Source organism: Mycobacterium paraseoulense (genome assembly GCF_010731655.1).
Lineage (GTDB): Bacteria > Actinomycetota > Actinomycetes > Mycobacteriales > Mycobacteriaceae > Mycobacterium > Mycobacterium paraseoulense.
This window is the reverse complement of the sequence record NZ_AP022619.1, coordinates 6,060,716-6,085,955: the sequence shown is the minus strand read 5'-3', so window position 1 is coordinate 6,085,955 and position 25,240 is coordinate 6,060,716. Positions and strand designations below refer to the sequence as shown.

Genomic DNA, 25,240 nt, shown 5'->3' with positions numbered 1-25,240 from the left:
GACGGGTACCGCGCCGAACGAACTGCCCATCCACGTCGAGACGATGCTGGCCAATCCGCGGCATCGTGCCGTCGCGCACCTGCACCCGCCCGCCGTCGTCGCCGCCGACCTGGCCGGCATCGCGATCCGGCCGATCTACGGCGCCTTCGACATTCCCGGCGCGTGGCTCGCGCGCGGCGGTGCCCGTCTACGAACGAGCCGTGCTGATTCGCACCCCGACGCTGGGCAAGGAGATGGTGGCGGCCATGCGCGGACGGCCGGTGGTGATCTGCCGCGGGCACGGGATCACCAGCGCGGGCGCCACCGTGCAGCAGGCGGTGCTGCAGGCGATCAGCCTCGACGCCCTGGCCCGAATGTCGTTGGTGAAGGGCGCCGGCGGCGCCCTACGGGACATCGACGACGCCGACTGGGACGACCTGCCCGACCTGGGGCCGTCGTTCACCGCCGAGGCCGCCTGGCGGCATGAAGTGGCACGGCTGCCGGCCGACTAAGCATGCGATCTTCCCGACCGCGGTGAGGCAGCGCATTTATGCTGACCACGATGGCGAAAAACAGCCTTGACCCGACCACGCCGTTATGGCGTGCGGCGCAGGTGTTCCGGCTGCTGAGCTGCGTCTACGCCACCGGGTTCCAAATAGCCATCAACCCGGATCTGCGTCGGCCCGCGCTGGGCTGGGCGCTGTTCGCGGTACTCATCGGCTGGAGCGCGGCGTGCGCGGTGGCTTACCTGCGCGGGTTCGGTCGCAGACCGGCATGGGTGCTCGCCGAGATTGCGATCGTCGTGCTGCTCATGTCGTCGAACACCATCGTCACCACCCCACAGTGGGCGGCCGACAATCAGACCTGGCCGACAACGCTATGGGCCAGCAATCCCACGATCTCGGCGGCGATCCAGTTCGGACCCGCGGGCGGCATGTTGACGGGCCTGGTGGTGATGGCCGCCAATTTCGCGGTCAAGAACTATCTCGCCCTCAACCTGGGGCATAACGCCACCGTCATCATCGAGCTGGCGATCGGCATGGCGATCGGTATGGCCGCCCAAACCGCGCGGCGCGCCCACGATGAGCTCCAGCAAGCGGCCCGATTGGCGGCCGCGGTCCAAGAACGGGAACGCCTGTCCCGCCAAGTCCATGACGGAGCCATCCAGGTGCTGGCGCTGGTGTCCAAGAGGGGCCGCGAAATCGGCGGCGCCACAGCCGCACTCGCCGACCTGGCCAGCGAGCAGGAACGCGCGCTGCGGCGCTGGCTGGCCAGCACCGACGCCGACCAGGACACCGACGGCGCCACCATCGACCTGCGCACCCTGTTGCGCCGCCGGGAATCCGACCGCGTGTCGCTGAGCCTGCCCGCCACACCTGTGCCCGTGGCCGCCGGGTGGGCGCCGAGCTCGACGCGGCGGTGGGCAACGCCCTGGACAACGTGGCGCGCACGCCGGGCCCGGTGCTCACGCGTTCGTGCTGGTCGAAGACCTCGGCGATTCCGTTGTGGTCAGCATCCGCGACGACGGTGGGAATCGCCGCCGGCAGGCTCGAGGAAGCGGCCGGCCAGCGGCGCCTGGGCATCTCCCATTCGATCGTGGGGCGGCTGACGTCGCTGGGCGGCAGCGCCCACCTGCGCAGCGAACCCGGAGAAGGCGCCGAGTGGGAGTTGTGCGTGCCACGCGGAAAGCCACGCCATGGCCGATGACCCACGACGGTGATGGTCGTCGACGACCATCCCATCTGGCGTGACGCGGTCGCCCGCGACCTCGCCGACGACGGGTTCACCGTGGTCGCCACCGCCGACGGCGTTGCCGCCGCGCGCCGGCGGGCGGCCGTGGTCAAGCCCGACGTGGTGGTGATGGATATGCAGCTGCCCGACGGTGACGGGGCGCAGGCGACCGCCGGAGTGCTCGCGGTCTCCCCCTCGTCTCGGGTGCTGGTGCTCTCGGCCTCCGACGAGCGAGACGACGTATTGAAGCCGTCAAGGCCGGCGCGATCGGTTATCTGGTCAAGAGCGCATCCAGATCGGAACTGGCGCAGGCCGTGACGGCGACCGCCGAAGGCCGCGCCGTGTTCACCCCGAGTCTGGCCGGGCTGGTTTTGGGTGAATACCGGCGCATGGCGCAGAGCAAGGACGACGGTCCCGCTCGGCCCCGCCTCACCGAACGCGAAACAGAGGTCTTGCGCCACGTGGCAAAGGGCTTGTCCGCCAAGCAGATCGCCCAGAAGCTGTCGCTGAGCCACCGCACCGTCGAAAATCACGTGCAGGCAACCTTTCGCAAACTCCAGGTCGCCAACCGGGTGGAGTTGGCGCGTTATGCCATCGAGCACGGCCTCGATGACGAACCATGACCCGCGGAGCAGCCGCCTGACTGCGCCGCGGGCCATGGAATCCCCGCTCTAACTGCGCGCCGCTGTGAGGCGCTGTGCCGGTGCCGCCACACACGGGCACCGACCAAGGCGGCCACCATCACGGCCATGCACACCAGGCCGTCGTCCTTGAGTCCCCACCTGATGGCGGCGAGAATCGCCACGCCCGCGACGCACAACAGGGCACCGACGGCCGCTCCCCGCCCGCGCCCCGTCACGGTCGGGGCGCCGTCCCAGCCGGACAGCGGATTGTTCTCCAGCGGCCGCAGCGCGACGAAAAGCACCGCCACGGCGCCGATTACGACGATCAGCTGCGCGAGGCTGATAACGAGGAAATCCGGTGCGCCGGGGTAACGCGGGGCGCCGAGGCAGTCGAAGACCAGATGCACACCCAGCAGTACGGGCATGTGCCACAAATACAGGGTCATGGCTCCAGAGTTGCCGATAGCCGTCCACCACCACACCCGTGGCCGCTGGGCCCAGCGTGCGATCACCGGCGCCGCGGCGATCGCCAAGGCGCTCAGGATGATTGTGTGCCCGGCCAACAGCAGCGAGGGTGGGCTGGTGTTGGACAGGTGGTGATCACCGGTGCCGACCATGCTGATCTGGTACGGACCCCAGTGCACCAGCGCGACGTCGACGGCGAACCCGACGGCCGCGATGACCAGTGCGGCGCGCCCGGTGAGCAGCCGCCGGCGGTAGGCGATGCCGAACATGGCGGGGATGAGCCAGACGACCAGGTTGAGGTAGCCCAGGGGCATCATGGCCGGCCAGTGCAGCCGAATGGCGTCGATCGCCGCGATGGCGCCGTAGACGCCGGCCACACCCGCGGCGAGACGCCCCGCGGTGGTGATGCGGTATAGCACCGGCATCGCGGCCAGCACCAGCACGTAGGCCCCCAGGAACCACAGCAGCTGCGTACTGACACCGGCCACCGGCTCGTAGATGTGTTGCCGCAGAACCCGATACAGCACCGTCAGCGCCACCGCCCAAAACGCCAGGTAGTAGAACACCGGCCGGAACAGTCTGGTGCAGCGTTTCATCAGCCAGTCACCCCAGTTCGTGCCGGCAGACCACGACGACAGGCAGGCCGCGGCGCCGGCGAAGAAGAACAGCGGCATGATCTGCAGCATCCAGGTGGCTGCCTGAAACACCACCGAGGCGGTCAGCAGGTTATCCCAGATCAAGACGTGGTCGCGGATGATGCTGATGGCCATCACGGTGTGGCCGAGCACCACGCCGATCAGCGACGTGATGCGGATGACGTCCACGACGCGATCACGGTCGGCCGGAGTCGCCGCCGCCACCTGCGCGACGTCGGGGAATCTCGCAAGAGCTGCCATGGAATGTCCTTTCGGGATCTATTGGTGAAGAACGGGATTGGCGGCGATGCCTTCGGGAAGTACGGCGGGATGCCAGGACAAGCTTCGCCGATCGCGCAGGGCCTGCACCCGCGCAGATCTACGCGTCAGGCCTGAGTGGAACTACTCAGTTTCGCGGCGGCGGCATTGAGCGGGTCGTAGTCGGCCAGCAGTTTCTCGATGCGCGCCTCGTCGAGTCGCACCCGCACGGTGGCCGCTTCCTGTTGGTCGCGAATCACCTTGGCCAGGCTGAACGCGCTCGACACCAGGAACAGGAAACTGATGCCGAGGAAGGATCGCTGCCACGCGTCCAGCGGAAGGAAGTAGATACCGCCCAGCGCGGTCACAAAGCTGATCGCGAACGCGACAGCGGCTTGAACGAAAAACGCGGCGGTGGTCTTGGACATGCCATTGGGAACGGTCATGCGAAACAGCCTGCGGCAGCGCGCCGCTCCCGGCATCCGTAGGACTACTCAATGACTCGGGCACCCGCGCGGTCGCCAAGCGGGCCGGCCGGGGGTCACAAGTTCATATCGGCGCGCGAACACTCGCCGGACCTGCCCGGATCGCGATAGCTGCGCGCCTAGTCTGTCCAGCTAGCAGACCCGAACTAGTTTTGCGGCGCCCGGATGCGCCGACCACCGAGGAGTACCCCCGTGGCCGAACTGGACCGGCGCCGTTTCCTTGTCGCGCTGGCCGCGACGGTGGCTGCCGCCACCGGCGGGCTCGATGCGGCGGCGCGTGGCGACGTTCGTGGATCCGCCCCCTCCCCGGACGCTCCCTTCTTGCCGTTGTCACCCCCGGACCCGCGATCGAGGGTCGCACTGCCCGACGGCGGCGTGCTGAACAAACTTCCGGGCAATGGCGATCTCTTGGCGTGGACGGTCGACGACGGAGCCAACACCGACGTGGTGCGGCTCTACACACAGTTCGCCAGGGACTCCGCGGCTCACCTATTTCGTCACCGGCGGCTATCACTCGTGGACCGACAATGCCGGGTTGCTTCGACCGCTGGTCGAAGCCGGCCAGATACAGCTGGGCAATCACACCTGGACGCATCCCGACTTGACTAGGCTATCGAAGAGCCAAGTGGCCGAGGAGATCTCGCGCACACACGCGTTTCTGCGGAATACGTACGGCGTGGACGCCGCCCCCTACCTGCGGCCACCGTATGGCCATCACAACGCCGCGGTCGCGGCGGTGGCCGCCGATCTGGGCTACCAGGTGACCACGTTGTGGTCCGGCGACTTGCGGGACTCCGCGCCGGTTTCCGAGGACCAGATCGTCAGGATGGCGTACCAGTCGTTCATCCCGCACAACATCGTCATCGGCCACCTCAACCACCCACCGGTGACGCACGTCTACCCCCAGCTCATCGACATCATTCGGTCGCGCCGGCTGCGCACCGTGACGCTCGACGACGTTTTCCTGCGGCCGCAGGCCGGGCATAGCACCGGTAAGGCGCCTTAGCTCAGCTGATCGCCAATCTCCTTGGCCGCCTTGAGAAGTGCCGCCACCACCGCGGCGTACCGGGAGGTGTCCAGCCGGTTTACCGGCGCGGCGGCGTTCAGCGCGAGCCGCAGGCCCGGCGCCCGCGTCGGTATGGGCACCGCAACCGAGGCGACGCCCTCCTCGCTCTCTTCGCGGTTGATCGCGTACCCGCGCTCGCGGATGGCGGCGAGTTCGGCCTCCATTCCGTCCGGCTGCCGATCGAGGAAGCCGTGATGCGTTCCAGCCGCTCGTCCGGCAGCAGCTGACGCAGCTCCGGCTCGGGCAGCTGCGCCAGCATGACCTTGCCGGTCGAGGTGCAATGCACCGGCATGGCGCGGCCCAGCCGGGATGCCACCGCACCGCGGCGGGCCTTCCACGGCGGCGACGAAGCGGACGCCCGCGCCGTCGAGCATCCCCACGTGCACGGTTTCGCGCAGCCGCTCGGCGAGGCCGCGCATGATCGGCATGGCCGAACGCTGGATGTCGATGCGGGCGAAGACCGCGAACGCCACACCGGTCAGCGACGGTCCGGGCAGGTAGGCCTTCGACACCGGGTCCTGTCGCACGAAGCCGCGGTAGGCCAGCATCGCCAGCAACCGATGCGCGGTGGACGACGCCACGCCCAGGTAGCGGGTGGCCTCGCTCAACCGGATCTCGGGTTGTTCACCCAACAACAGCAGCAGCTTGAGGGCGTTGTCGACCGACTCGATCGGATACTGCGGCGCAAGCGAATCGGCGGTGTCCTGCACCGTGGCCCGCTCGCGCTTCTTCGGCATGTGATCACGGTAGTCGCAGAAGCCACATCAGTCACCGAGCCGAGGGTGGCGCGCCAGTTGGGGCAGGACACCACGGGACGCTCACCCCGTACCCGCTCACCGAGATTGCCGCCACGGCTGCGCATCCGCGGTTCGGGGCGACCACCACGGCAATCTCGGCGCTTCGGGCTACACCACTTGGTCTTTCGCCCACCGGTAGTCGGCCTTGCCGGACGGCGAGCGCTGCAGCCGGTCGCGGAAGACGATCGCCTTGGGCAGCTTGTAGCGCGCGATGTGGCGGGCGGCCTCCGCGACAATGGCGTCGGGGTCCGCGGCCTCGCCGTCCGCCAGTTGCACGACGGCGACCACCTCGTTGCCCCAACGGACACTCGGCCGGCTCGTCACGACGACGTCGTAGACGGCGGGATGCCGGAGAAGCGCGGCCTCGACCTCCTCGGCGAAGATCTTCTCCCCGCCGGAGTTGATGGTGACCGAGTCGCGGCCCAGCAGTTCGATCTGGCCATCGGCGTGCCAGCGGGCCCGATCCCCGGGCACCGAGTGCCTGAGCCCCTCGATCACCGGGAACGTGCGCGCGGTCTTCTCCGGATCGCCCAGATATCCCAGCGGTATCAGGCGTTGCTGTGCCAGCCAACCGATTTCGTCGTCGCCGGGCGACAGGATCCTGCTCATGTCCGCGCTGACCACGACCGCGCCCGGGTTGGGGGCGAACCGGCCCGAGGCGTCCTGTGCGCGAGAAGAGACCTGACCCATCTGCGAGCCCGATTCCGACGCTCCCCCCGCGTCGAGGATCGTCAGCTGGGGCAGCAGTTCGAGGAAGCGCTTCTTGAGCGGGGCGCTCAGCGCCGCCCCGCCGGTGATCAGAATCAGCAGCCCGGACAGGTCGTACTTCCCGGCCTCGAGCGCCTCCAGCAACGGCCGCCCGAACGCGTCGCCGACCATCGACATCGAGACCACCCGTTCCCGGCTGGCCAGCGCCCAGGCCTCGGCCGGATCGAAGTGCGTGGTCGTCCCCGGCATCACGAATGGACGCCCCGCGCACAGGTTGATGAACGCGGCCCACTGCGCCGCCCCGTGCATCAAGGGGGGCCACCGTCATCGAACCCCGGGCTCTCGGGCCGCGACCGCTCCACGATCTCCTCCAGGCTGGTCACTTCCTCGCCCGTGCCAAAGTTGCGGCCGCCCATGGCATTCAGATAAATGTCGTGCTGCCGCCACAGCACCGCCTTGGGCATCCCGGTGGTGCCGCCGGTGTAGAGCACATAGAGGTCGTCGGGCGAGGGCGTGAGGTCGAGTGGCTCGTCGGACACCGACGCGAGTAGTTCCTCGTAGCGCACCGCCCCCGGCAGCGGGTCGTGCCCGGACCCGTCGTCGACGTGAATCAAGCGCACATCGGCTCCCATGGTCCGCAGCGCCGCGCCCAGCGTCGGCGCGAAGCGCGCGTGGTACATGACGGCCTCCGCGCGGGCGTTGCCCAGCAGGTACATCAGCTCGTCGGCGACGTAGCGGTAGTTGACGTTGAAGGGCGCGACGCGCGCCTTGTACGCGCCGAGCATGGCCTCGAGATACTCGTTGCCGTTGGCCAGGTACAAGCCGAGATGGCTTTGGCCAGATTCGTGCGGCGCCAACTCCGCCCGTTCGCGCCGCACTCCCAGTCCCCATTCGTGCAGGGCACGGGCGAATCGGCGGGCGCGTTCGTCGGTCTGCGCGAAGGTCAGGCGCCGATCGCCGAACACGATGCAGTCCCGGTCGGGGTTGGCCTCCGCGACCGCACCGAACACCTGAGCGAGGTTGAATTGCATTGCCGCCGCTCCTCCCGTCGAGCCAGCGCCACGCTACAGCGCTCACCTATTAGTCTCGGCTTCGTGTGCGGGGCTATTGGGACCGGATACAGCCGATACGTCGCCATCGGGGACAGCCAGACCGAGGGCCTATGGGACGGTGACGACGTCGTCGGCCTCCTGGGCTTCGCCGACCGGCTCGCGGCGCTGCTCGACTCGCTCTATCCCGGGTTGCACTACGCCAACCTGGCGATCCGCGGCAAGCTGGTGGCCCACGTGCTGCGCGAGCAGGTCCCGCAGGCGCTGGCCATGCGGCCAGACCTGATCACCGTGTGCGTCGGGATGAACGACGTCATCCAGCCGGGGCGATCCTTCGGCCGCGCCCTGGTCGACCTCGACGAGATCCACGCCGCACTGGCCGGATCGGGGGCGACGGTGGTGACGACGACGTTCCCCAACGTCGCGCAGTTCCTCCCGCTCGGCCGCCTCGTGTCCGGGCGCCTCGCCCGCGTCAACGATGCGATCCGAGCCGCCGCCGATCACTACGGCTTCCGGCTGGTCGACCTGTACAACGCGCCGTCGATGCGCGAGTTGGACACCTGGGCCATCGACCGTGTGCACGCGTCGGCCAAAGGGCACATGCTGTTCGCCGCCGCGGCCGCCGAGGCCCTGAATCTGCCTGGCAGCAACCATGATTGGGCCCACCCTAGCTCCGAGGCCAGGCGGCGGTCACTGAGCGGCGGCGCCTACGAACAGTTGCGCTGGACGCAGGACAGTTTCTTCCCGTGGATCTGGCGCCGGCTGCGCGGCATGTCGTCGGCCGACGGGCGGGAACCCAAACGTCCGCAGCTGGAACGCCTCAGCACGCCGAGCAGACCGGCGGACGCGAACCGGAGGGTTTAGGGCGCGTGTCCCCGGACGGTCAGGCATCCTGGACGCATGGATGTGGAGGCTTTGCTGCACGCGATCCCGCCGCTCGCGGTCTACCTGGTGGTCGGCGGTGTGGTCGGGCTGGAGAGCCTGGGCATTCCCCTTCCCGGGGAGATCATCCTGGTCAGCGCCGCGCTGATGTCGTCGCATGACGACTTGCCGGTGAACCCGTCGGTGTCGGCGTCGCGGCGGTGATCGGCGCCGTGATCGGCGACTCGATCGGCTACGCGATCGGGCGCCGGTTCGGCATGCCGCTCTTCGACCGGCTCGGCCGGCGGTTCCCCAAACATTTCGGTCCCGGACACGTCGCGTTGGCCGAAAAGTTGTTCAACCGCTGGGGCGTTCGCGCCGTATTCTTCGGCCGCTTCATCGCGCTGCTGCGGATATTCGCCGGGCCGCTGGCCGGAGCCCTGAAGATGCATTACCCGCGCTTTTTGGCGGCCAACGTCTCGGGGGCCATCTGTTGGGCCGGCGGCACCACCGCACTGGTGTATTTCGCCGGGATGGCCGCGGAGCGCTGGATGGAGCGGTTCTCCTGGATCGCGCTCGTCATCGCCATCGTCTGCGGTCTGATCGCCGCCTTTGCCCTGCGTGAGCGCACCTCGCGGGCCATCGCCGAGCTCGAGGCCGAGCATTACCGCAAGGCCGGCAGCACCGCCGCCGACGCCGCGTGAGACGCGCGCCCTAACTGGCCGCCTCGCCGAGGTCCTCGGGTGCGACGGGCCGGTGCTCTTCGATGAGGGTGACGGCCATCCTGCGGGCACGCAACGCCGCGTCCAGGTCGCCCACGGCCGCCAGCACGATGGCGCCCTTCATCAGGATGTGCCAGGACGAGGCGAAGTCCTCGACGTCGGTCAGCCCCGCCGCGACCGCCCGGTGGCGCACGATGTCGCGGACGTGGTCGATGTGGGTGATGCAGGCCCGGCCCGCGGGCGAATCGTGCCCGAGCTCGAGCAGCACGTTGATGAACGAGCAGCCTTCATACCCGTCGCGCAGCTGGATCCAGTCGTGCATGACGTCGAAGATCGCGAGCAACTGCTCCTCGGGCGTCTCGCCGCGCTGTCGCGACTGCTCCTCGATCAGGCCGTGCGTCCACAGTTCTTCGCGCCGCTGCAGCACGGCCAGCACCAGGTCGTTCTTGGTGGCGAAATGCCGGTACAACGTGGCCCTGGCAACCCCGGCCCGGTCGATCACCTCTTCGGTGCCGACCGCGCGGATGCCACGCCTACTGAACAGGTCATACGCCGCGGTCAGAATGCGTTCACGCGCCGACACGGCGGGCCTTCCGACATCGGAAGTTGTCATAGCAACCCACAACATACTCTTAAGTCAGTTATGTAGACAGACTGACCTGTCTTGTTATAGAAATGAGATTCGCATTCCGCGAAGAGTCTGTCTTCAAACGGCAGGACGGGCATCCATCGCAGCGTCGTAGACGCCGGTCGATTAGGAGTCCACGATGTTGAGTTCGGCCATTGCAGAACCGATGACAACTACCCACCTGATGCTCAGCACCAAGCTGGTCTACGAGCTGGGCGATCCGAACAGCACGCTGCGCGCCACGGCCGATCGCAGCGGCCCGGCGGTGCTGATCTACGCGGGCGGGGAGCTCGACGCGTGCAACGAGCACACCTGGCGCCAGCTGGTCAGCGAGGTAGCCGGCATCGTCATCGCGCCCGGCCCGCTCGTGGTCGACGTCACCGGGCTGGATTTCATGGGCTGCTGCGCCTTCGCGGTGCTGGCCGACGAGGCGAGGCGTTGCAAGGATCGCGGCGTCGAATTGCGCCTGGTCAGCCGCGAGCCGATCGTCGCCCGCATCGTCGACGCGTGCGGCCTGTCCGCGCTGCTGCCCATCTACCCGACCGCCGATTCCGCGCTGGCGTCCGCGGCCCGTTGGTAACGGGGCGGCCCAGGCACTGATCGGCCGTTCCCGGCCGGATGAGCGAACCTCCCACCTTCGGCGCGGAGGAGGAATTTCTCCTCGTCGACCCGCGAACCGGTGAACCGGCTCCGCGGAACGCCGATGTGGCCGGCGAGGCCGCACGCCGCGGCGTCGAGCTGCAGCTGGAACTGAGCAGCTGCCAGGTGGAAACCACCTCTCATGTCGTGACGACCAGCTCGCAACTGGGCGAAGAACTGTCCCGGCTGCGCGCGGCGGCGCAGGCGGCCGAGGGGACGGGCTTCGGCTGCTCGCGGCCGGGCTTCCCCGCCACGCCGCACGCCTTTCCGGTCACCGACACTCCCCGATACCGTCGAATCGGCGCCGAATACGGGATGGTCGCGCACGAGCAAGGGATCTGCGGATGCCATGTGCACGTGCAGGTTCCGGACCGCGCGGCCGCCGTCGGAGTCAGCAACTGGCTGCGACCGTGGTTGCCGTCATTGCTCGCGCTGTCGGCGAATTCGGCGGTGTATCGTGGCGCCGACAGCGGGTACGCGAGCTGGCGCAGCGTCCTATGGCGGCGCTGGCCGGTGGCCGGCCCGCCGCCGTTCTTCCCGTCGCCCGACGACTATGACCGCACGGTGCGGATGCTGATCGACAGCGAAGTGATCCTGGACCAGAAGATGGTCTATTGGGACGTGCGCCCGTCGGAGAACTTCCCGACGATCGAGGTGCGGGTGGCCGACGTGCCGGCGACCGTTGCGGAGACGGTGTTGCTCGCCACCCTGGTCAGGGCGGCGGTGATGACGGCGCTCGAAGCGCCCGCGGACGAGCCCGGGCGGCTTCCGCCGGCGGCCCTGCGCGCGGCGTACTGGAAGGCCGCCCACGACGGGCTCGCCGGGCGCGCGCTCGACCTGGTCCACGGCCACGGAGCGGTGCCGGCGCGTGAGCAGCTGGGCGCTCTCGTGCAGCGCGTGCGGCCGGCGCTGGAATCGCTCGGCGAATATGACCGCGTCGCGGGCGAACTCGACCGTGTCGCCGCTCAGGGTAACGGGGCGATGCGCCAGCTGCGGGCGTGGCGCATCCGGGGCGAGGTGATGGACGTCATCGAAGCGGCTGCCGCCGCCACACTGAGCTGAATCCCTTGGCTGCAGCGCTTTCCGTCACGCAACGGCGACGAGACGATACAGCCCGATCAGGCCCACCACCACGATGATCGCGCGCAGCGCGTTGCCCGACAGGCGGCGCCCGTAGCGGGCCCCGACCAGTCCGCCCGCCAGCGAGCCCGCCGCGATCAGCCCTGCGGCCGGCCAGCTTATCCGGTCGAAGGCCACCAGCGTATAGGCCACGGCCGCAACCACATTCACCACCAGCGTCAGCAGGTTCTGGCCGCGTTCATCCGCTGCACCGACTCCGGGAGCAGCGCGCCCATCAGACCGACCAGCAGGATGCCCTGGGCGGCGGTGAAATAACCGCCGTAGACGCCGACGGCGAAGGTGCCGAGCACCAGGACGGCCATGCGGGCAGGGTGATGTGCTCGGGTGACCGGCCGGCCACCTCCGCGCGCCGGCTCGTCCACGCCTGGATCCGCGGCCCGACGACCACCAGCGCCAGCGCCAGCACCAGCAGCACCGGCACCACCTCGGCGAAGACCTTTTCCGGCAGGTGCAGCAGCAGGAAGGCGCCCAGCACGGCGCCCGCCAGCGAGGCAGGCAGCTGCCAGCGGAGGCGATTCCACTGGCCGCGCAGTTCGGCGCGGTATCCCCAGGTGCCCGACACGCTGCCGGCGACCAGACCGGTCGCGTTCGACATGGTGGCGGTGACCGGCGGGAAGCCCAGGGCGACCAGTGTGGGGAACGTGATCAGGGTGCCGGACCCGACGAGCGCGTTGATGGCGCCGGCGCCGAACCCGGCCAAGCAAATCAGCAGCATGTGGGAAGGCGACACTGAAGAAAAACCTTAGCCTGCCGCCGGTTTCGCCGTGCGGGCGCGTGCCGGGTGCGGTTTATCGGTCAGGCGGGCGGGGCCTCGGCCCGCGATCGACGCCGGTGCGGAGCTTGACCGACGCCGAGTACGCCAGCGTCCGGAAGCGCAGGACAGGATCGTCGGAGGGCTCGATGCCGTCGGTCACCCGCATCGGGTCGAACACGACGATGTCGCCGCCGTGCTCGCGCTCGGTCTCCGGGCCGGTGATCTCGATGGTGCCGACGGTCGCGATCTGCGTGCTCTGCCAGGGCGCCGACGGATCCACCGTCGAGTCGGTGGGCCCGCCGATCTGCACCCGGTATTCGAACCGCACCGGGCCGCTGTCCAGGCGGGCGTTGAGTTCGTCGGTGAGGAAATCCGGACCCTCCTTCTGGGCGGCCGGTGCCGACAGGTAGTTCTCCGCGGCGCCCGGAACCAGGTGGTAGCGAACGAATCTGGCGCTGCCGTCGGCCGCGACCCAGCGGAACGCGTGCAAGCCGTGGTACTCGATGGTGGCGTAGCTCGCCGGGATCTTGTTCGCGTCGCGCAGCACCGGCAGCGCGCCGAACAGCCGGGGTGGGCGAGGAAGTATTGGCCATGCGCAGCGGCGTGGTCAGACCGGGCCGCATCGCCTTGAGCAGGTCGACGAAGCCGTCCGGCGTGCTCGAGACGAACAGGCGCGCGGTCTGCGTCGACACGTCGGTGGTGGAGCCGTCGGGCAGGGTGAACTTCACCGCCATTCCGCGGATGCCCGGCACGTTGTCGCGCTGAGCGGGGTTGCCGGCGCCGTTGGAGAAGCGGATCAGCGCCGGGACCGTCGATCCGTCGAGATGCTTTGCGCGCGTGAGCATCACCGCATCGGCTGTCGCGGTGAACGTGCCGCGGTAGAGGGCGCCTTTGGCGTGCAGAGCGCGGCAACCCGGCTGCGCGCCGCCGGCGCCGCGGATCGCCTCGATCGCCTCATCGGGAGTGACCATTCGCGAATCTTAAGGCGCTAGGAGGGAAAGCCGAAGAGTTTGACGACACCGTGATCGCGGCCCGCGGTGTAGCCACCGTCGACGGCGATGGCCTGGCCGCTGACGAACGAGGCGTCGGACGACAGCAGGAACGCCGCCATGGCCGCGACCTCCTCCGGCTGGCCGAGCCGTTGCAAAGCGTGCTCCTCGGTGATCGATTGCAGCGGCCCCTCCATGCCGGGCAGGCCGAAGACGCTCTGGGCCATCGGCGTTTCGATGAAGCCGGGACAGATGGCGTTGGCCCGGATGCCGCTGGGCCCGTAGTCGAGCGCGATGTTCTTGGTGAGCAACACGACGCCGCCCTTGGCCGCGTTGTACGAGCTGCCGCCCGCCGTGCCCTCCAGGCCCTCGACACTGGCGACGGTCACCAGGGAACCCCGTTCGCCGTCGACGCGGGATTGCTCGATCATCCGCGCGAGCGCCGCCTTGGCGACCAGGAACGTGCCGGTGAGATTGATCCCGATCACCCGGTCCCATTCGCCCCGGTCGAGCAGGTGGACCGGGCCTCCCCCGGCGACCCCGGCGGCGTGCAGCACCCCGTCGAGGCGGCCGGGCACCGCGGCCAACACGTCGGCGATCGCGGCTTCGTCGGTGACGTCGGCGGCGACGAACTCGAACCGCGGCCCGAGGTCGGGTGGGGCGGCCAGGTCGGCGCCGACGACCGTGCCCCTCTGCCAGCAGGCGTCTCGCGGTCGCCAGGCCGATCCCGGATGCGGCGCCCGTCACGACGAAGGTGCGTGAGCGGGCACGGTCAGGGTTCACCACGCTTGGTCCCTCTGTTGGAAGGTCTGTCGGGCCGCAGCCATGTTGACACACGGCGCCGCTCGCGCGAGGGCAAACTCTCCCGTCGGGCACCGCAGAAGGTCGTCTTGATGAGGGAGAGCTATCGGCAAATAGCGGCCCGGTCTTGGACACCGTCCGTTCGCGGGAACATGGTGAAAACCAGCGGGCGCATCGTCCCCTTCGCCCCGGACCAGGAGCCGACGCATGTTTCGACGACACCCAAGCCAATACGTCCACGGCGGTAACACGTCCAACCAACGGTCGGCCTTCATCGACTTCAGACAGAACAACAACGCGACCCCGCGGGCGGTCAGCGAGGGCGGCATGATGATCGAGTCGATGCTCTGATTCAGAATGGAGCACAGCGAACTCGGAGGGATCCATGCCACCAGCCGATGCCACGGCGCACACGACGGAGACGCTCGCCGGATTCGTCGACCGGCACGCACGACAGCGGCCCGACGCCGTCGCGATTCGCTACGGCGAACGCGAGTGGTCCTGGGCTGACTGGGCCGCACGGATCCGCCGCGCGGCCGGCGCTGCGCGCCGCCGGTGTGCGGCGCGGGCAGTCGGTGGCATTCCTGGACAAGAACCACCCCGCCTGCCTCGAGGTGCTTTTCGCCGCCGCGTCGATCGGGGCCGTCACGACCGTGGTCAACTGGCGCGTCATCGGCGACGAACTCGTGCACGTGCTGGGCGACAGCGGGGGCGCGGCTGCTCTTCGTCGGCGCCGAGCTGCGGGCGGCGGCCGAGGCGGCCGCCGAACGCGTGCCCGGCGTGGAACGCATCGTCGTGGTGGGCGACGAATACGAATCCCTGCTCGCCGCGGCGGCGCCCACCGAGGGCGACCCCGGGGTCGACGAGAGCGAGACGGCGCTGGTGATCTACAGCTCCGGCACCACCGGGCGACCGAAGGGCGTGCTGCTGAGCCAGCGCGCGCTGGTCAATCACGCCGCGAACCTGGCGCCGGCGTTCCCCTTCGGCGACGGGGACGCGAACCTGGTGGCCATGCCGCTCTTCCACGTCGGCGGAATCGGGTACGCGCTCTTCGGCATTCGGGCCGGGGTGCCCACGATCATGACCCGCGAACCCGACGCCGCCGCCCTGATCGGCGCGGTGCGGGCCGGCGCCACCCACGCCTTCTTCGTCCCGCCGGTGATCGCCCGGTTCCTCGACGGCGGCGAAGCGGCCCACGCCACCGTGGCCTGCCTGCGCTACATCGTGTACGGGGCGGCGCCCATGCCGCTGCCGCTGCTGCATCGCGCGCTGTCCACCTGGCCCGACACGCGTTTCGTCCAGGTGTACGGGCAGACCGAACTGTGCGGTGCGGTCACCGCGCTCAGCGACGCCGACCACCGCGATTCCGGCCGCCCGCACCTGCAGCTGGCCGCCGGAAAGGCGGTGCTGGGCACCGAGATTCGCGTGGTCGATCCCGAGACGGGCGCCGAGGTGCCCGCCGGGGAGCCCGGCGAGATCTGGGTGCGCAGCAACCAGAACATGAGCGGCTACCTGAACCGGCCCGACGCGACGGCCGAGACGATCACCGACGACGACTGGGTGCGCACGGGCGACATCGGGCGCCTCGACGCCGACGGCTACGTCTACATCGAGGACCGGCTGAAGGACATGATCATCACCGGTGGCGAAAACGTCTACGGGCCCGAGGTGGAAAGCGTGCTCATCGAGCATCCCGGCGTGGCCGACGCCGCCGTGATCGGGGTGCCCGACGACTTCTGGGGGGAATCGGTCAAGGCGATCGTGGCGACCACGGGCGAGGCCGACGTCGACGCGAGCGATGTCATCGAATTCTGTCGTCGGCACCTGGCCGGTTACAAGTGCCCGCGGAGCGTCGACTTCGTGGAGTCGCTGCCCCGCAATGCGAGCGGAAAGATCCTCAAAACGCAGCTGCGCGAACCGTATTGGCGTGACCGGACGCGAGCGGTGTGAGCGTTCCTCACTCCGTCGATGGCGCAGCCAGCAACGCCACCGCGATGTCGGCCAAGACGGTCCGGACTCCCGGAAGGCTCCGCAACCGCGGCATCACCACCACGTCGTTGATCATCATCTGGGCCGCCTGCACGCGGATCCGCGCCTCGGTAACCGTCCAGCTGGGATTCAGTTGTCGCGCCAGGTGGACCCATTCGTCGATATAGGCGCGCTGCGCGCTCCGGACACTGTGACTGTCGGACTCTGGGAGTTGAGCCGCCTCGGTAATGAGCAATTCGACGATGTCCGGATTGGCAAACGCAAAGGTCTGATAGCTGAGCACCACGCGGCGCAGGGCTCCGGCGACGTCGGGGCGTCGGCGACGGCGCGATTGAAGTTCGCCCAGAGCAGTTCGTTGCCGCGGAACATGGCCGCTACCAGGATGTCGGTCTTGGCGGCGAAGTGGTTGTAGACGCTGGGTCCGGCGATGCCCACAGCGGTGCCGATGTCATCGACGCTGACCCCCGTGAACCCCCGCTGGGCGAACAGCGCGGCACCCGCGGACAGGATCGCCTCCCGTCGTGAGCGGGCGACCAGCGCGCCGCCCGACTCACCGCCGCCCGCCTCCCCGCGAAGCTCGGCGCCGGCACCGAGCGGTACCGCGATCAACCCGGCCAAGAGCGCCGAAAAGCCCGGCTCGGGCATCGAAAGGCGATGGAATGAAATGCTATTCGCGATGCCGAGCGCACACCATGCCAGCAGGTCGGCCTGCGCGGCCCCCAGGTCCGGTCGCCGGTATCGAATATGTTGAGCGAGTCGATCGCCGATCTGTCGGGCGACCCGCTGCAGTCGTTTCCGGTCCTGCTCCTGAGGTGACGGCCTTCACGCCGCCACAACACGCCCACGGTGCGGTGATCCTGCACCAGTCGGGCCAGGACGGCGGCCAGGTCGGCGGAGGCGTCGGCCCCCTTCAATGCCTGGTCCAAAGTGCCGAGCGCATCCTCAATCACCGTCGCCAATAGGGCCTGTTTGCTCGGGAAGTGCCGGTACAGCGCCGACGCGCCGACAGCCACAGCGTCGGCGACATCGCTCATCGAGACATTGCCGTATCCCTGGTCGGAGAACAGGGTGGCCGCCGCATCGATGATCAACTGGCGCCGGTTCCCGGGCCGCGTCCCTCTGGCGGGTGGACTCGACAGGGATCGCCGCTCACTACCCATTATCGACTGTCCACGGGGCCCCGATAGCGTTCGCGCAGCTCACGTTTGAGGACCTTACCCGCGCCGGAAATGGGTAGCTCGGTGACGAATTCCATGCTGCGCGGCACCTTATACCCGGCGATGAGTTCCCGGCAGTGCTCCCGTATCGATTCCTCGGTCGGATTGCTCCCCGGACGCGACACGATGACGGCGTGGACCCGTTCGCCCCATTGATCGTCGGGCACGCCGATGACCGCCGAGGCGGCGACCGTGGGGTGGCCGGCGAGGGCGTTCTCGACCTCGGCCGAGTAGACGTTCTCGCCGCCCGTGATGATCATGTCTTTGAGACGGTCGATGATGAACAAGTAGCCCTGCTCGTCCATGCGCGCCACGTCACCAGTGTGCATCCAGCCGTCGCGAACCGTGGCGGCCGTCTCGGCGGGCCGGTTCCAGTAGCCGAGCATGACGTTGTCGCCGCGCACGATGACTTCCCCGATCTCACCCGCCGGCACCTCGTCGCCGTTCGGGTCCACGACCCGCACTTCGACATGAGGGAGGGCCCGGCCGGCGGATCGCTGCAGTGCCGGGTTGTCATGGTCGGCCGGCGCGAGGAAGGTGGCCGCCGGGGCCAGCTCGGTCATCCCGTACGCCTGCGCCAAACCGGTGTTCGGAAACGCCTTTTGGGCACGGTCGACAAGCGCTTCGGAGATCGGTGAGGCCCCGTAGATGAGGTGGCGCAGCGAGGTGAGGTCGAACCCGGCGCAGTCCGGGTGGTCGATCAGCATCTGGATCATCGTCGGTACCAGCAACACGTCGGTGACGTGATGGTTGCTGATCGCTTCGGCCACGCCGCCGGGGGTGAACGACGGCACCATCACGTGGGTTGATCCCGCGACGTTGCCGGCGATCCACATGCCGATCGCCGCCAGATGAAACAGGGGCGCGGCGTGCAGGATTCGGCCGTGGTCGGTGAGGAACCGGCCGGTGGCCAGGCAGCCCAGCGCGGAGGTCATCACGTTGTTATGGCTGAGCATCACTCCCTTGGGATGCCCGGTGGTGCCGCCGGTGTAGAAGATGCCGTAAAGCTCGTCCCCACCGCGTCGTGGGTCGGGGATCGGCCGCGCGCTGTCGATCAGCGATTCGTAGTCGAGCATCCCCGGCGGGCAGGGGCCCTCGCCGCAGTAGACGATCGTCGACAGCTCGGCGCCCGCGGCCTCCACCTGCGGGACGGTGGCGGCGAACGCATCGTCGACGAGCAGCACGGTGGTTTCTGAATCCCGTAGCGAGTAGGCGATTTCGGCCGGGCTCCAGCGGATGTTGACCGGGTTCACGGCCGCGTCAGCCCATGGCACCGCGTACATGTACTCGTGATAGCGGTCGGAGTTCAGGCCCAAGAAGGCCACCCGCTCGCCGCGGCGCACGCCCGCGCCCGCAGAGCGCCGGCCAGCCGCGCGATGCGATCGGCCGATTGGCGCACCGTACGCCGGCGATCGGCGAACACCGTCAGCGGCATGTCCGGACACTGCTGGAGCATGCGGTGAAGCGACTGTGTCACATACATTTTCTTCTCCGTGCGGGGACCGCGGTCACAGCGAACGCGCGACCAGTTCCTTCATGACTTCGTTGGTGCCGGCATAGATCTTCTGGACGCGCGAGTCGGCGTACATCCGGGTGATCGGGTATTCCAGCATGTAGCCGTATCCGCCGAACAGCTGCAAGCACCGGTCGATGACCGCACATTGCATGTCGGTAACCCACGCCTTGGCCATCGACGCCGTCGCGGCGTCGAGTTCGCCGCGCAGGTGCTTGACGATGCAGTCGTCGACGAAGGTTCGCGCCACTCTTGCGATGGTCGCGCAGTCCGCGAGTTCGAACCTGATGTGCTGCATGGAAAACAGTGGCGCCCCATAGGCGTGACGCTGCTTGGTGTAGGCAATGGTTTCGGCGACGGCGGTTTCCAGCGTCGACACGCCGATGATGGCGATGATCAAGCGCTCGTGGGCGAGCTGCTTCATCGCGTAGCCGTAGCCGGCGCCTTCCTCGCCCAGCAGGTTGCCGGCGGGGACCCGCACGTCGTCGAAGAACAGCTCCGCCGTGTCCTGAGCTTTCATGCCCAGTTTGTCCAGCACGCGCCCGACTCGGAAGCCCTGCGCACCGGCGGTTTCCAGGACGAGCAGGGAGACGCCCTTGGCGCCGGCCGCGGGTTCGGTCTTGACCACGAGCACGATCAGGTCCGCGCTGGCGCCGTTGGAGATGAACGTCTTGGACCCGTTCAGTCGGTAGTGGTCACCGTCTCGGATCGCGGTGGTGCGCAGGGCTTTGAGGTCCGAGCCGCCCCCGGGCTCCGACATCGCGATCGCGCCGATGTATTCGCCGGTCGCCATCTTGGGCAGCCACCGCTGTTTCTGTTCCTCCGTGCCGTAGGCGAGCAGGTAATGCGCCACCAGGCCGCTGTGCACCTGGTTGCCGAATCCGCTGTCGCCGCATTCGGCCTGCGCCTCGAGGATGGCGAAATCGTGGGCCAGCGTTCCGCCGCCCCCGCCGTACTCTTCCGGAATCGATGCGCACAACAGCCCCAATCGACCCGCGGCCAACCAGAACTCACGGTCGACGCACTTTTGCCGCTCCCAGCGTTCCCGGTTCGGAACGGCCTCGGCCTCGAAGAACTTGATCGCCATGTGTTTGAGGTCGGCGACCTCATCGTCGACCCATGGCGATCGGTGTACCGCGCCCACATCTTCTCCTAGATGTTGACTCCGCCGCCGCAGACCAGGGTCTGCGCGCTGACGTAGTCCGATTCGGGCGAGCACAGCAGGTAGACCGCGCCCGCGGCTTCGGCCGGGGTGCCGGCCCGTCCCAGTGGGATCAACTGTTCCATCGCGGCGAGCAGATCCGGGTTGACCCCAACCTGAATCTCCCTGCCTTGCACGGTGATCTTGCCGCCACCCGCTGACACCTCGGTGAGCCGAGTCTTGATGAATCCGAACGCCACCGCGTTGACGGTGACGTTGTAGCGGCCCCACTCCTTGGCGAGGGCCTTGGTGAGGCCGAGGATGCCGGCCTTGGCCGAAGCGTAGTTGGCCTGTCCGGCGTTGCCGCCCACGCCGGCCAGCGAGGAGATGTTGACAACCTTGCGGCACGGCACCGGCTCGCCGGACGCCTTGGCCTGCTTGACCAGTCCGCTGATGACAGGCTGCGCGGCGCGCAGGATGTGAAAGGGCGCCTTGAGGTGGACGTCCAAAATCGCGTCCCACTGTTCGTCGGTCATCTTCTGGATCACCGAATCCCAGGTGTAACCGGCGTTGTTGACGATGATGTCCAGGCCGCCGAAGGTGTCGACGGCCGTTTGCACGAACCGCTTTGCGAAGCCGGCGTCGGTGACACTGCCGATGCAGGTGACGGCCTTGCCGCCGACCGCCTCGATGGCGGCGAGCGTCTCCGCAGCGGGGTCGGCGTCGAGGTCGTTCACCACGACGTGGGCCCCTTCGGAGGCCAGCTTGACGGCGATTTCGCGCCCGATGCCGCGGCCAGAACCGGACACGATCGCGACCTTGTTGTCCAGAGTTCCCATGTTCGAAAGCGCCTTTCGGTTATAGGGCGACAACGGCGTCGCCGGTGAGGGTGGTGGTGCCGTCGGGGAGCCGCACGGCCAGTTCGACGGTGGCGCGCCGTTCGCCGTCGACGTCGTCGATGTGCGTGACCCGGCCGGTGCAGGTCGGTTCGCCATGCACCGGGGTGATCGCCACGAAACGGACCCGATAGGCGCGGATGCGCTGCTGGGGAACCCAGTTCGTCAGCAGCCGGCCCAGGTAGGCCATGGACAGCATTCCGTGAGCGAACACGTCCGGCAGGCCGACCGACTTGGCGGCGTCGAGGTCGACGTGCATCGGGTTGTGGTCGCCCGAAGCGCCGGCGAACAACGCCAGCGTCAGCCGTGAGATCGGTGCCACGTTCAGCGGTGGCAGTTCGGTGCCGACGGTTACGGATTCGGCGAGTGTCATGGTGTGACTCCGAGGTTCTGGATGACGATGACCGATTGCAGTTCGGCGATCGCCGTTCCGTCGGCGCGGGTGATCGCGGTCTCCTTGACCACGAATTCGAGCGCGCCGCCCTTTTTGGCGTAGACGTCGGTGATGCGCGGCGTGGCGACGAGTTCGTCACCGGGGTAGGCGATCGCGTGGTAGGTGAAGGACTGCTCGCCGTGCAGAACCATCCGCAGGTCGACGCCCAGCGATGCGAGGAACGCGAACGGGTCCGGGTTCTCCAGTTCGACCGAGAACAGGAAGGTGGGGGGCGCCGGAATATCCGGGTGGCCGGCCGCTTTGGCGGCTTCGACATCGGTGTAGACCGGGTCGGTCTCGCCGATCGCCTTGGCGAAGAAGCGCAGCCGCGCTCGTTCGACGGTCAGCATGGTGGTCGGCAGGGTGGTTCCGATGACGGCCTTGTCGATCGCCACGGTCACGCGACCTTCTCGTAGAGGGTGACCACGGCCGCCCCACCCAGTCCGATGTTGTGTTGCAGCGCCACGCTGACATCGTCGACCTGCCGTGCCCCCGCCTGACCGCGTAGCTGCCACACCAATTCGGCGCACTGCGCAAGGCCCGTCGCCCCGAGGGGGTGTCCCTTGGAAAGCAGTCCGCCCGACGGGTTGGTCACCACGCGCCCCCCGTAGGTGTTGTCGCCGTCGAGGATGAATTTCTCCGCGGTGCCCTCTGGAGTCAGGCCCAGGCCTTCGTACGTGAGCAATTCGTTGGCGGTGAAACAGTCGTGCAGTTCCACGACCCGGATGTCTTCCGGCGCCACACCCGAGGCTTCGTAGACCTGATCCGCAGCAGCCTTGGCCATGTCGTAGCCCACGACCTTGATCATGTCTGCGCCTTCGAAGGTGGAGGGAAAGTCCGTCGTCATCGCCTGAGCCTTGATGGCGACCTGCGGCGACAACCCCCGCTTGCGGGCGAACTCCGAGCTGACCAGGACCGCGGCGGCGGCGCCGCAGGTCGGTGGGCAGCACTGCAGCCTGGTGAGCGGCCCGTAGATGTGCGGCGATGCCAGCACCTCCTCGACGGTGACCTCGTCCCGAAACACCGCGTAGGGATTGTTCTTCGCGTGCCGGCGCGCCTTGACCGAGATCCGGGCGAACGTCGCGGGGTCGGTGCCGTACTTGTCGGCGTACTGGCGGCCGGCACCACCGAAATACTGGGCGGCCATCGGCGCGGCATCGTCCCACCCCTGCGCGGCTCGGGTGACGTCGTCGAAGCGGGTGAACGGGCTGGGCCGGTCGGTCCACATCGATCCCAGCGCGCCGCGCTGCATCTGCTCGAACCCCAACGCCAGGACGCAGTCGGCCGCACCGTTCTCGATGGCCTGGCGCGCCAACCACAGCGCGGTCGAACCGGTCGAACAGTTGTTGTTGACGTTGACGACCGGGATGCCGGTCTGCCCCAAGCCGTACAAGGCCGACTGCCCTGATGTCGAGTCTCCATACACATAGCCGACATAGGCCTGCTGAATCGACGCGTACTCGACGCCCGCGTCGGCGAGCGCTGCTTGTGCCGCATTTTGGGCCATACCCTGGTATGTCTCGGATCGACTCGGGGTGGTGAAGGGAATCATCCCGACACCGGCTACCAGCACACGATGAGCCATGATTTCTCCGCTAGAGACTAGGAAATATTCACTTATGTCTAGCAGGAGACGCGGGCAGAAGCAAGATGGATTGCGCGACGGGGCGGGTGGGCGTGCCGGCCCCTAGAATTCTTGGCGGCTGACGGCTAGACGCTGCGGTGCGCGAAATGGGGAGGTCGACGGTGGACGCACAACGGCGTGACTGCGCGATCAGCGTGCTGGGCGGTCCGACCACGGTGGTCGACATCGCGGGGCACCGGATCGTGATGGACCCGACGTTCGACCCGCCCGGGGTGCATGCCTACCTGACGAAGCTGAGCGGTCCCGCCGTCAGCGCCGAAGCGCTCGGCCGGGTGGACGCGGTGCTGATCAGCCACGACCAGCATCCCGACAATCTGGACGACGAGGGCCGGCGGACGGCCCTGGCCGCACCGCTGGTGCTCACCCACCCCGGCGCCGCCGGGCGGCTCGGCCCGCCGGCGGTGGGCCTGGCGCCATGGCAGACCTATGAGCTGTCCGAATCGCTTGCCGTGCAAGCCGTTCCGGCGATGCATGGCCCCGCCGACGGCCAGCGCGACGGCGGCGGCCACGTCAACTGCGAGGTGACCGGCTTCGTGCTGTCCGGATCCGGGCTGCCCACGGTGTATCTCAGTGGCGACAACGCCTCGATGGCGGTGGTCAAGGACGTGGCCGATCGGGCGGGCGACGTCGACGTCGCGGTGCTGTTCGCGGGGGCGGCCCGGGTGCCCACCAAGGAGCGCGGGCGGCCGCTCACCCTGACCGCGGCGCGCGCGGCCGCCGCCGCCGAGGTTCTGGGCGCCCGGTTGGTCATACCGGCCCACGTCGACGGGTGGGCCCACTTCACCGAGGGCGAAGACGAGTTCGCCGCGGCGTTCGATCAGGCCGGGATCGGCGACCGGCTCCGGGTCGCGCCCCACGGGGAGTGGATCGACTTATAGCCGCCCCTCGACCCGCAGGTCGGGGTGCACCCAGTCGGGCGAGCGGCGCTCCTTGAAGGCGCGGAAGCCCTCGCGCGCCTCGGCGTCGCTCAGGCTGCTGGTCATGCCGATGCGGTCGTAGAGGCCCAGGTAGCTGTCGATGCTGGACTTGATGACGCCGCGGGCCCGCGGTGCGGTCCGACAACACTGGGCGAGTAGCTCTTTCGCCTCGGCGAGCAGATCGTCGTGCGGCACGACGCGGGTGACCAGCCCCCAGTCCAGGGCCTCCGCGGCGGTCAGCACCCGTCCGGTGAACATCAGGTCGCGGGTACGCACCGGCCCGATGACCCGGGCGAGCATCTGGCTGTAGTAGGTGTCGGCGTAGCCGCGGAACAGCTCGGGCACCCGGAAGGTGGCGCGGTCGCTGACCACCGACAGGTCGCTGCACAACGCGATCTGGAATCCGCCGCCCTGGCACAGGCCGTTGACCGCGGAGACGACGGGTTTGGCCGACGTGCGCACCGTGTCGAACGGCGTGACGTCCATGCCGAGCGCGCCGCCGAAGGTGATCCAGTTGTCCGAGGCTCCCCCGCCGCCCATGTCACCTCCGGGCGCGAAAACGTCCCCGGCCCCGGTGATGAGGAGCCCGGCCAGGTCCGGGTCCTCGACGACACGTCCGACGGCGTAACGGATCCCGAAGTACATCGCGGGAGTCAGGGCGTTACGCGCTTCGGGACGGTCGATGGTGCACACCGCGATCGACCCGTGGCGCTCGAAGGTGAGGTATGGCGTGCCGAGCCAATCCCCCTCCGGCGGGCGGGGGGTGTCCTGCTGGGTGGGGGGAACCTGGGCCACGGGATTCCTCTCGGGTCGGTCGCTACTGTCGCTCTTACCGTAGCGGCGACCTACCGATACGCCAGCGTGGCCGTCCCGGTCGTCACCGACGCGTCCGCGATCACCTCGGCCAGTTTCACCTGCAGCGTGGCCGTGGTGTCGCCCACCGGCTTGTCGCAGTGCCTGCACTGCGCGTTGAACTGCGGCTGGTCATCTTCATCCGGCCAGAACCGGCGAGGCCCCACCATCGCGCCGGGATCGTATTGAACCGCCTGATGCGGGGCGTCCTTGAGGATCCGGCCCACCGGATGGCCTTGCGGGCATTCGAGTTTCAGGATGCCGATGCCTTCCTGGTTGCTTGCCATTCCACCGTCCTTTCGTGTTC

18 protein-coding genes and 12 pseudogenes are annotated in these 25,240 nt (G+C 68.5%); 11 read left to right on the top strand and 19 right to left on the bottom strand.

Translation table 11 applies throughout. The features are described from left to right. The 3 pseudogenes from G6N51_RS28725 to G6N51_RS28715 all read left to right on the top strand — a co-directional run. Nucleotides 1-491 (top strand): annotated as a pseudogene (locus G6N51_RS28725) (class II aldolase/adducin family protein); the annotation flags it as partial. A 38-nt stretch (nucleotides 492-529) separates the two neighbouring features. Further along, a pseudogene (gene macS, locus G6N51_RS28720) lies at nucleotides 530-1,686 on the top strand (MacS family sensor histidine kinase). Nucleotides 1,687-1,698: 12 nt separating this feature from the next. Then, a pseudogene (locus G6N51_RS28715) lies at nucleotides 1,699-2,333 on the top strand (response regulator). Here G6N51_RS28715 and G6N51_RS28710 read toward each other — a convergent pair. Together G6N51_RS28710 and G6N51_RS28705 are read right to left on the bottom strand one after the other, a co-directional pair. Beyond that, nucleotides 2,297-3,694 carry an acyltransferase family protein gene (locus tag G6N51_RS28710; protein ID WP_163750864.1) on the bottom strand — a complete coding sequence of 466 codons (1,398 nt, stop codon included), beginning with the start codon at nucleotides 3,692-3,694 and terminating at the stop codon, nucleotides 2,297-2,299. The pseudogene G6N51_RS28715 and the gene G6N51_RS28710 sit on opposite strands and share 37 nt — an antisense overlap. A gap of 125 nt (nucleotides 3,695-3,819) precedes the next feature. Then, a complete protein-coding gene (locus G6N51_RS28705; RefSeq protein ID WP_083173294.1) occupies nucleotides 3,820-4,137 on the bottom strand; it encodes a YiaA/YiaB family inner membrane protein in 318 nt (105 codons plus the stop codon). Between the two features lie 204 nt (nucleotides 4,138-4,341). On the opposite strand from G6N51_RS28705, the pseudogene G6N51_RS28700 reads away from it, so the two are divergent. Beyond that, a pseudogene (locus G6N51_RS28700) lies at nucleotides 4,342-5,182 on the top strand (polysaccharide deacetylase family protein). On the opposite strand, the pseudogene G6N51_RS28695 reads toward G6N51_RS28700, so the two are convergent. Next, nucleotides 5,179-5,979: pseudogene (locus tag G6N51_RS28695) on the bottom strand (IclR family transcriptional regulator). The pseudogenes G6N51_RS28700 and G6N51_RS28695 overlap by 4 nt on opposite strands. 168 nt (nucleotides 5,980-6,147) lie before the next feature. After that, nucleotides 6,148-7,778: pseudogene (locus G6N51_RS29770) on the bottom strand (acyl-CoA synthetase). 63 nt (nucleotides 7,779-7,841) lie between these two features. On the opposite strand from G6N51_RS29770, the gene G6N51_RS28685 reads away from it, so the two are divergent. Together G6N51_RS28685 and G6N51_RS28680 are read left to right on the top strand one after the other, a co-directional pair. Next, on the top strand, nucleotides 7,842-8,660 hold the full coding sequence (locus tag G6N51_RS28685; protein WP_083173272.1) for an SGNH/GDSL hydrolase family protein: 819 nt from the start codon (nucleotides 7,842-7,844) through the stop codon (nucleotides 8,658-8,660). 36 nt (nucleotides 8,661-8,696) lie between these two features. Beyond that, nucleotides 8,697-9,361 (top strand): annotated as a pseudogene (locus tag G6N51_RS28680) (DedA family protein). A gap of 10 nt (nucleotides 9,362-9,371) precedes the next feature. On the opposite strand, the gene G6N51_RS28675 reads toward G6N51_RS28680, so the two are convergent. Beyond that, nucleotides 9,372-9,992 carry a TetR/AcrR family transcriptional regulator gene (locus tag G6N51_RS28675; protein WP_083173274.1) on the bottom strand — a complete coding sequence of 207 codons (621 nt, stop codon included), beginning with the start codon at nucleotides 9,990-9,992 and terminating at the stop codon, nucleotides 9,372-9,374. A 199-nt stretch (nucleotides 9,993-10,191) separates the two neighbouring features. Between G6N51_RS28675 and G6N51_RS28670 the strand changes: the two genes are divergently transcribed. Beyond that, nucleotides 10,192-10,587: an anti-sigma factor antagonist gene (locus G6N51_RS28670; protein WP_083173275.1), complete on the top strand. Its 396-nt coding sequence runs from the start codon at nucleotides 10,192-10,194 to the stop codon at nucleotides 10,585-10,587. Nucleotides 10,588-10,625: 38 nt separating this feature from the next. Beyond that, a complete protein-coding gene (locus G6N51_RS28665) occupies nucleotides 10,626-11,708 on the top strand; it encodes a glutamate--cysteine ligase (RefSeq protein WP_163750862.1) in 1,083 nt (360 codons plus the stop codon). Nucleotides 11,709-11,732: 24 nt separating this feature from the next. Here G6N51_RS28665 and G6N51_RS28660 read toward each other — a convergent pair. The 3 pseudogenes from G6N51_RS28660 to G6N51_RS28650 form a co-directional block, all read right to left on the bottom strand. Beyond that, nucleotides 11,733-12,501: pseudogene (locus G6N51_RS28660) on the bottom strand (sulfite exporter TauE/SafE family protein). A gap of 73 nt (nucleotides 12,502-12,574) precedes the next feature. Continuing rightward, nucleotides 12,575-13,511, bottom strand: a pseudogene (locus G6N51_RS28655) (catalase family peroxidase). Nucleotides 13,512-13,528: 17 nt separating this feature from the next. Beyond that, nucleotides 13,529-14,315: pseudogene (locus tag G6N51_RS28650) on the bottom strand (SDR family NAD(P)-dependent oxidoreductase). A gap of 222 nt (nucleotides 14,316-14,537) precedes the next feature. Between G6N51_RS28650 and G6N51_RS28645 the strand changes: the two are divergent. Beyond that, the gene (locus tag G6N51_RS28645) at nucleotides 14,538-14,681 is read left to right on the top strand and encodes a hypothetical protein (protein ID WP_158086239.1); all 144 of its coding nucleotides are present in this window, start codon (nucleotides 14,538-14,540) and stop codon (nucleotides 14,679-14,681) included. A 34-nt stretch (nucleotides 14,682-14,715) separates the two neighbouring features. Continuing rightward, nucleotides 14,716-16,280, top strand: a pseudogene (locus G6N51_RS28640) (long-chain-fatty-acid--CoA ligase). A 7-nt stretch (nucleotides 16,281-16,287) separates the two neighbouring features. On the opposite strand, the gene G6N51_RS29505 reads toward G6N51_RS28640, so the two are convergent. The 9 genes and pseudogenes from G6N51_RS29505 to G6N51_RS28600 all read right to left on the bottom strand — a co-directional run bounded on the left by G6N51_RS29505 (nucleotide 16,288) and on the right by G6N51_RS28600 (nucleotide 23,104). Then, nucleotides 16,288-16,413 (bottom strand): hypothetical protein, encoded by a 126-nt coding sequence (locus tag G6N51_RS29505; RefSeq protein ID WP_269475045.1) that lies wholly within the window; start codon nucleotides 16,411-16,413, stop codon nucleotides 16,288-16,290. 35 nt (nucleotides 16,414-16,448) lie between these two features. Then, a complete protein-coding gene (locus G6N51_RS28635; protein WP_163750860.1) occupies nucleotides 16,449-16,964 on the bottom strand; it encodes a TetR/AcrR family transcriptional regulator in 516 nt (171 codons plus the stop codon). Then, the gene (locus G6N51_RS28630; RefSeq protein ID WP_163750858.1) at nucleotides 16,925-17,410 is read right to left on the bottom strand and encodes a TetR/AcrR family transcriptional regulator; all 486 of its coding nucleotides are present in this window, start codon (nucleotides 17,408-17,410) and stop codon (nucleotides 16,925-16,927) included. Before G6N51_RS28630 ends, G6N51_RS28635 begins: the two co-directional genes overlap by 40 nt. 68 nt (nucleotides 17,411-17,478) lie before the next feature. Next, nucleotides 17,479-19,019: pseudogene (locus tag G6N51_RS28625) on the bottom strand (long-chain-fatty-acid--CoA ligase). A 25-nt stretch (nucleotides 19,020-19,044) separates the two neighbouring features. Further along, a complete protein-coding gene (locus tag G6N51_RS28620; protein ID WP_197747129.1) occupies nucleotides 19,045-20,193 on the bottom strand; it encodes an acyl-CoA dehydrogenase family protein in 1,149 nt (382 codons plus the stop codon). 8 nt (nucleotides 20,194-20,201) lie between these two features. Next, nucleotides 20,202-21,029 (bottom strand): SDR family NAD(P)-dependent oxidoreductase, encoded by an 828-nt coding sequence (locus G6N51_RS28615; protein WP_083173283.1) that lies wholly within the window; start codon nucleotides 21,027-21,029, stop codon nucleotides 20,202-20,204. 19 nt (nucleotides 21,030-21,048) lie between these two features. Further along, nucleotides 21,049-21,459 (bottom strand): MaoC family dehydratase, encoded by a 411-nt coding sequence (locus G6N51_RS28610; protein WP_083173284.1) that lies wholly within the window; start codon nucleotides 21,457-21,459, stop codon nucleotides 21,049-21,051. Then, a complete protein-coding gene (locus G6N51_RS28605) occupies nucleotides 21,456-21,914 on the bottom strand; it encodes a MaoC family dehydratase N-terminal domain-containing protein (protein WP_083173297.1) in 459 nt (152 codons plus the stop codon). The genes G6N51_RS28610 and G6N51_RS28605 overlap by 4 nt, the downstream gene beginning before the upstream one ends. 2 nt (nucleotides 21,915-21,916) lie before the next feature. Next, entirely contained in the window at nucleotides 21,917-23,104 is a 1,188-nt protein-coding gene (locus G6N51_RS28600; RefSeq protein WP_083173285.1) for a lipid-transfer protein, read from the bottom strand. A gap of 161 nt (nucleotides 23,105-23,265) precedes the next feature. Between G6N51_RS28600 and G6N51_RS28595 the strand changes: the two genes are divergently transcribed. Beyond that, nucleotides 23,266-24,042 carry an MBL fold metallo-hydrolase gene (locus G6N51_RS28595; protein ID WP_083173286.1) on the top strand — a complete coding sequence of 259 codons (777 nt, stop codon included), beginning with the start codon at nucleotides 23,266-23,268 and terminating at the stop codon, nucleotides 24,040-24,042. Here G6N51_RS28595 and G6N51_RS28590 read toward each other — a convergent pair. Then, nucleotides 24,037-24,876 (bottom strand): enoyl-CoA hydratase/isomerase family protein, encoded by an 840-nt coding sequence (locus tag G6N51_RS28590; protein ID WP_163750856.1) that lies wholly within the window; start codon nucleotides 24,874-24,876, stop codon nucleotides 24,037-24,039. The two genes, G6N51_RS28595 and G6N51_RS28590, sit on opposite strands and share 6 nt — an antisense overlap. A 50-nt stretch (nucleotides 24,877-24,926) precedes the next feature. Next, nucleotides 24,927-25,220 carry a hypothetical protein gene (locus tag G6N51_RS28585; RefSeq protein ID WP_083175894.1) on the bottom strand — a complete coding sequence of 98 codons (294 nt, stop codon included), beginning with the start codon at nucleotides 25,218-25,220 and terminating at the stop codon, nucleotides 24,927-24,929. Between the last annotated feature and the right edge of the window lie 20 nt (nucleotides 25,221-25,240).

Coding starts and splice junctions, on each gene's coding strand:
- G6N51_RS28710 (WP_163750864.1), bottom strand. CDS start 3,694: ATGGCAGCTCTTGCGAGATTCCCCGACGTCGCGCAGGTGGCGGCGGCG.
- G6N51_RS28705 (WP_083173294.1), bottom strand. CDS start 4,137: ATGACCGTTCCCAATGGCATGTCCAAGACCACCGCCGCGTTTTTCGTT.
- G6N51_RS28675 (WP_083173274.1), bottom strand. CDS start 9,992: ATGACAACTTCCGATGTCGGAAGGCCCGCCGTGTCGGCGCGTGAACGC.
- G6N51_RS28670 (WP_083173275.1), top strand. CDS start 10,192: ATGCTCAGCACCAAGCTGGTCTACGAGCTGGGCGATCCGAACAGCACG.
- G6N51_RS28665 (WP_163750862.1), top strand. CDS start 10,626: ATGAGCGAACCTCCCACCTTCGGCGCGGAGGAGGAATTTCTCCTCGTC.
- G6N51_RS28645 (WP_158086239.1), top strand. CDS start 14,538: ATGTTTCGACGACACCCAAGCCAATACGTCCACGGCGGTAACACGTCC.
- G6N51_RS28635 (WP_163750860.1), bottom strand. CDS start 16,964: ATGCCCGAGCCGGGCTTTTCGGCGCTCTTGGCCGGGTTGATCGCGGTA.
- G6N51_RS28615 (WP_083173283.1), bottom strand. CDS start 21,029: ATGGGAACTCTGGACAACAAGGTCGCGATCGTGTCCGGTTCTGGCCGC.
- G6N51_RS28610 (WP_083173284.1), bottom strand. CDS start 21,459: ATGACACTCGCCGAATCCGTAACCGTCGGCACCGAACTGCCACCGCTG.
- G6N51_RS28600 (WP_083173285.1), bottom strand. CDS start 23,104: ATGGCTCATCGTGTGCTGGTAGCCGGTGTCGGGATGATTCCCTTCACC.
- G6N51_RS28585 (WP_083175894.1), bottom strand. CDS start 25,220: ATGGCAAGCAACCAGGAAGGCATCGGCATCCTGAAACTCGAATGCCCG.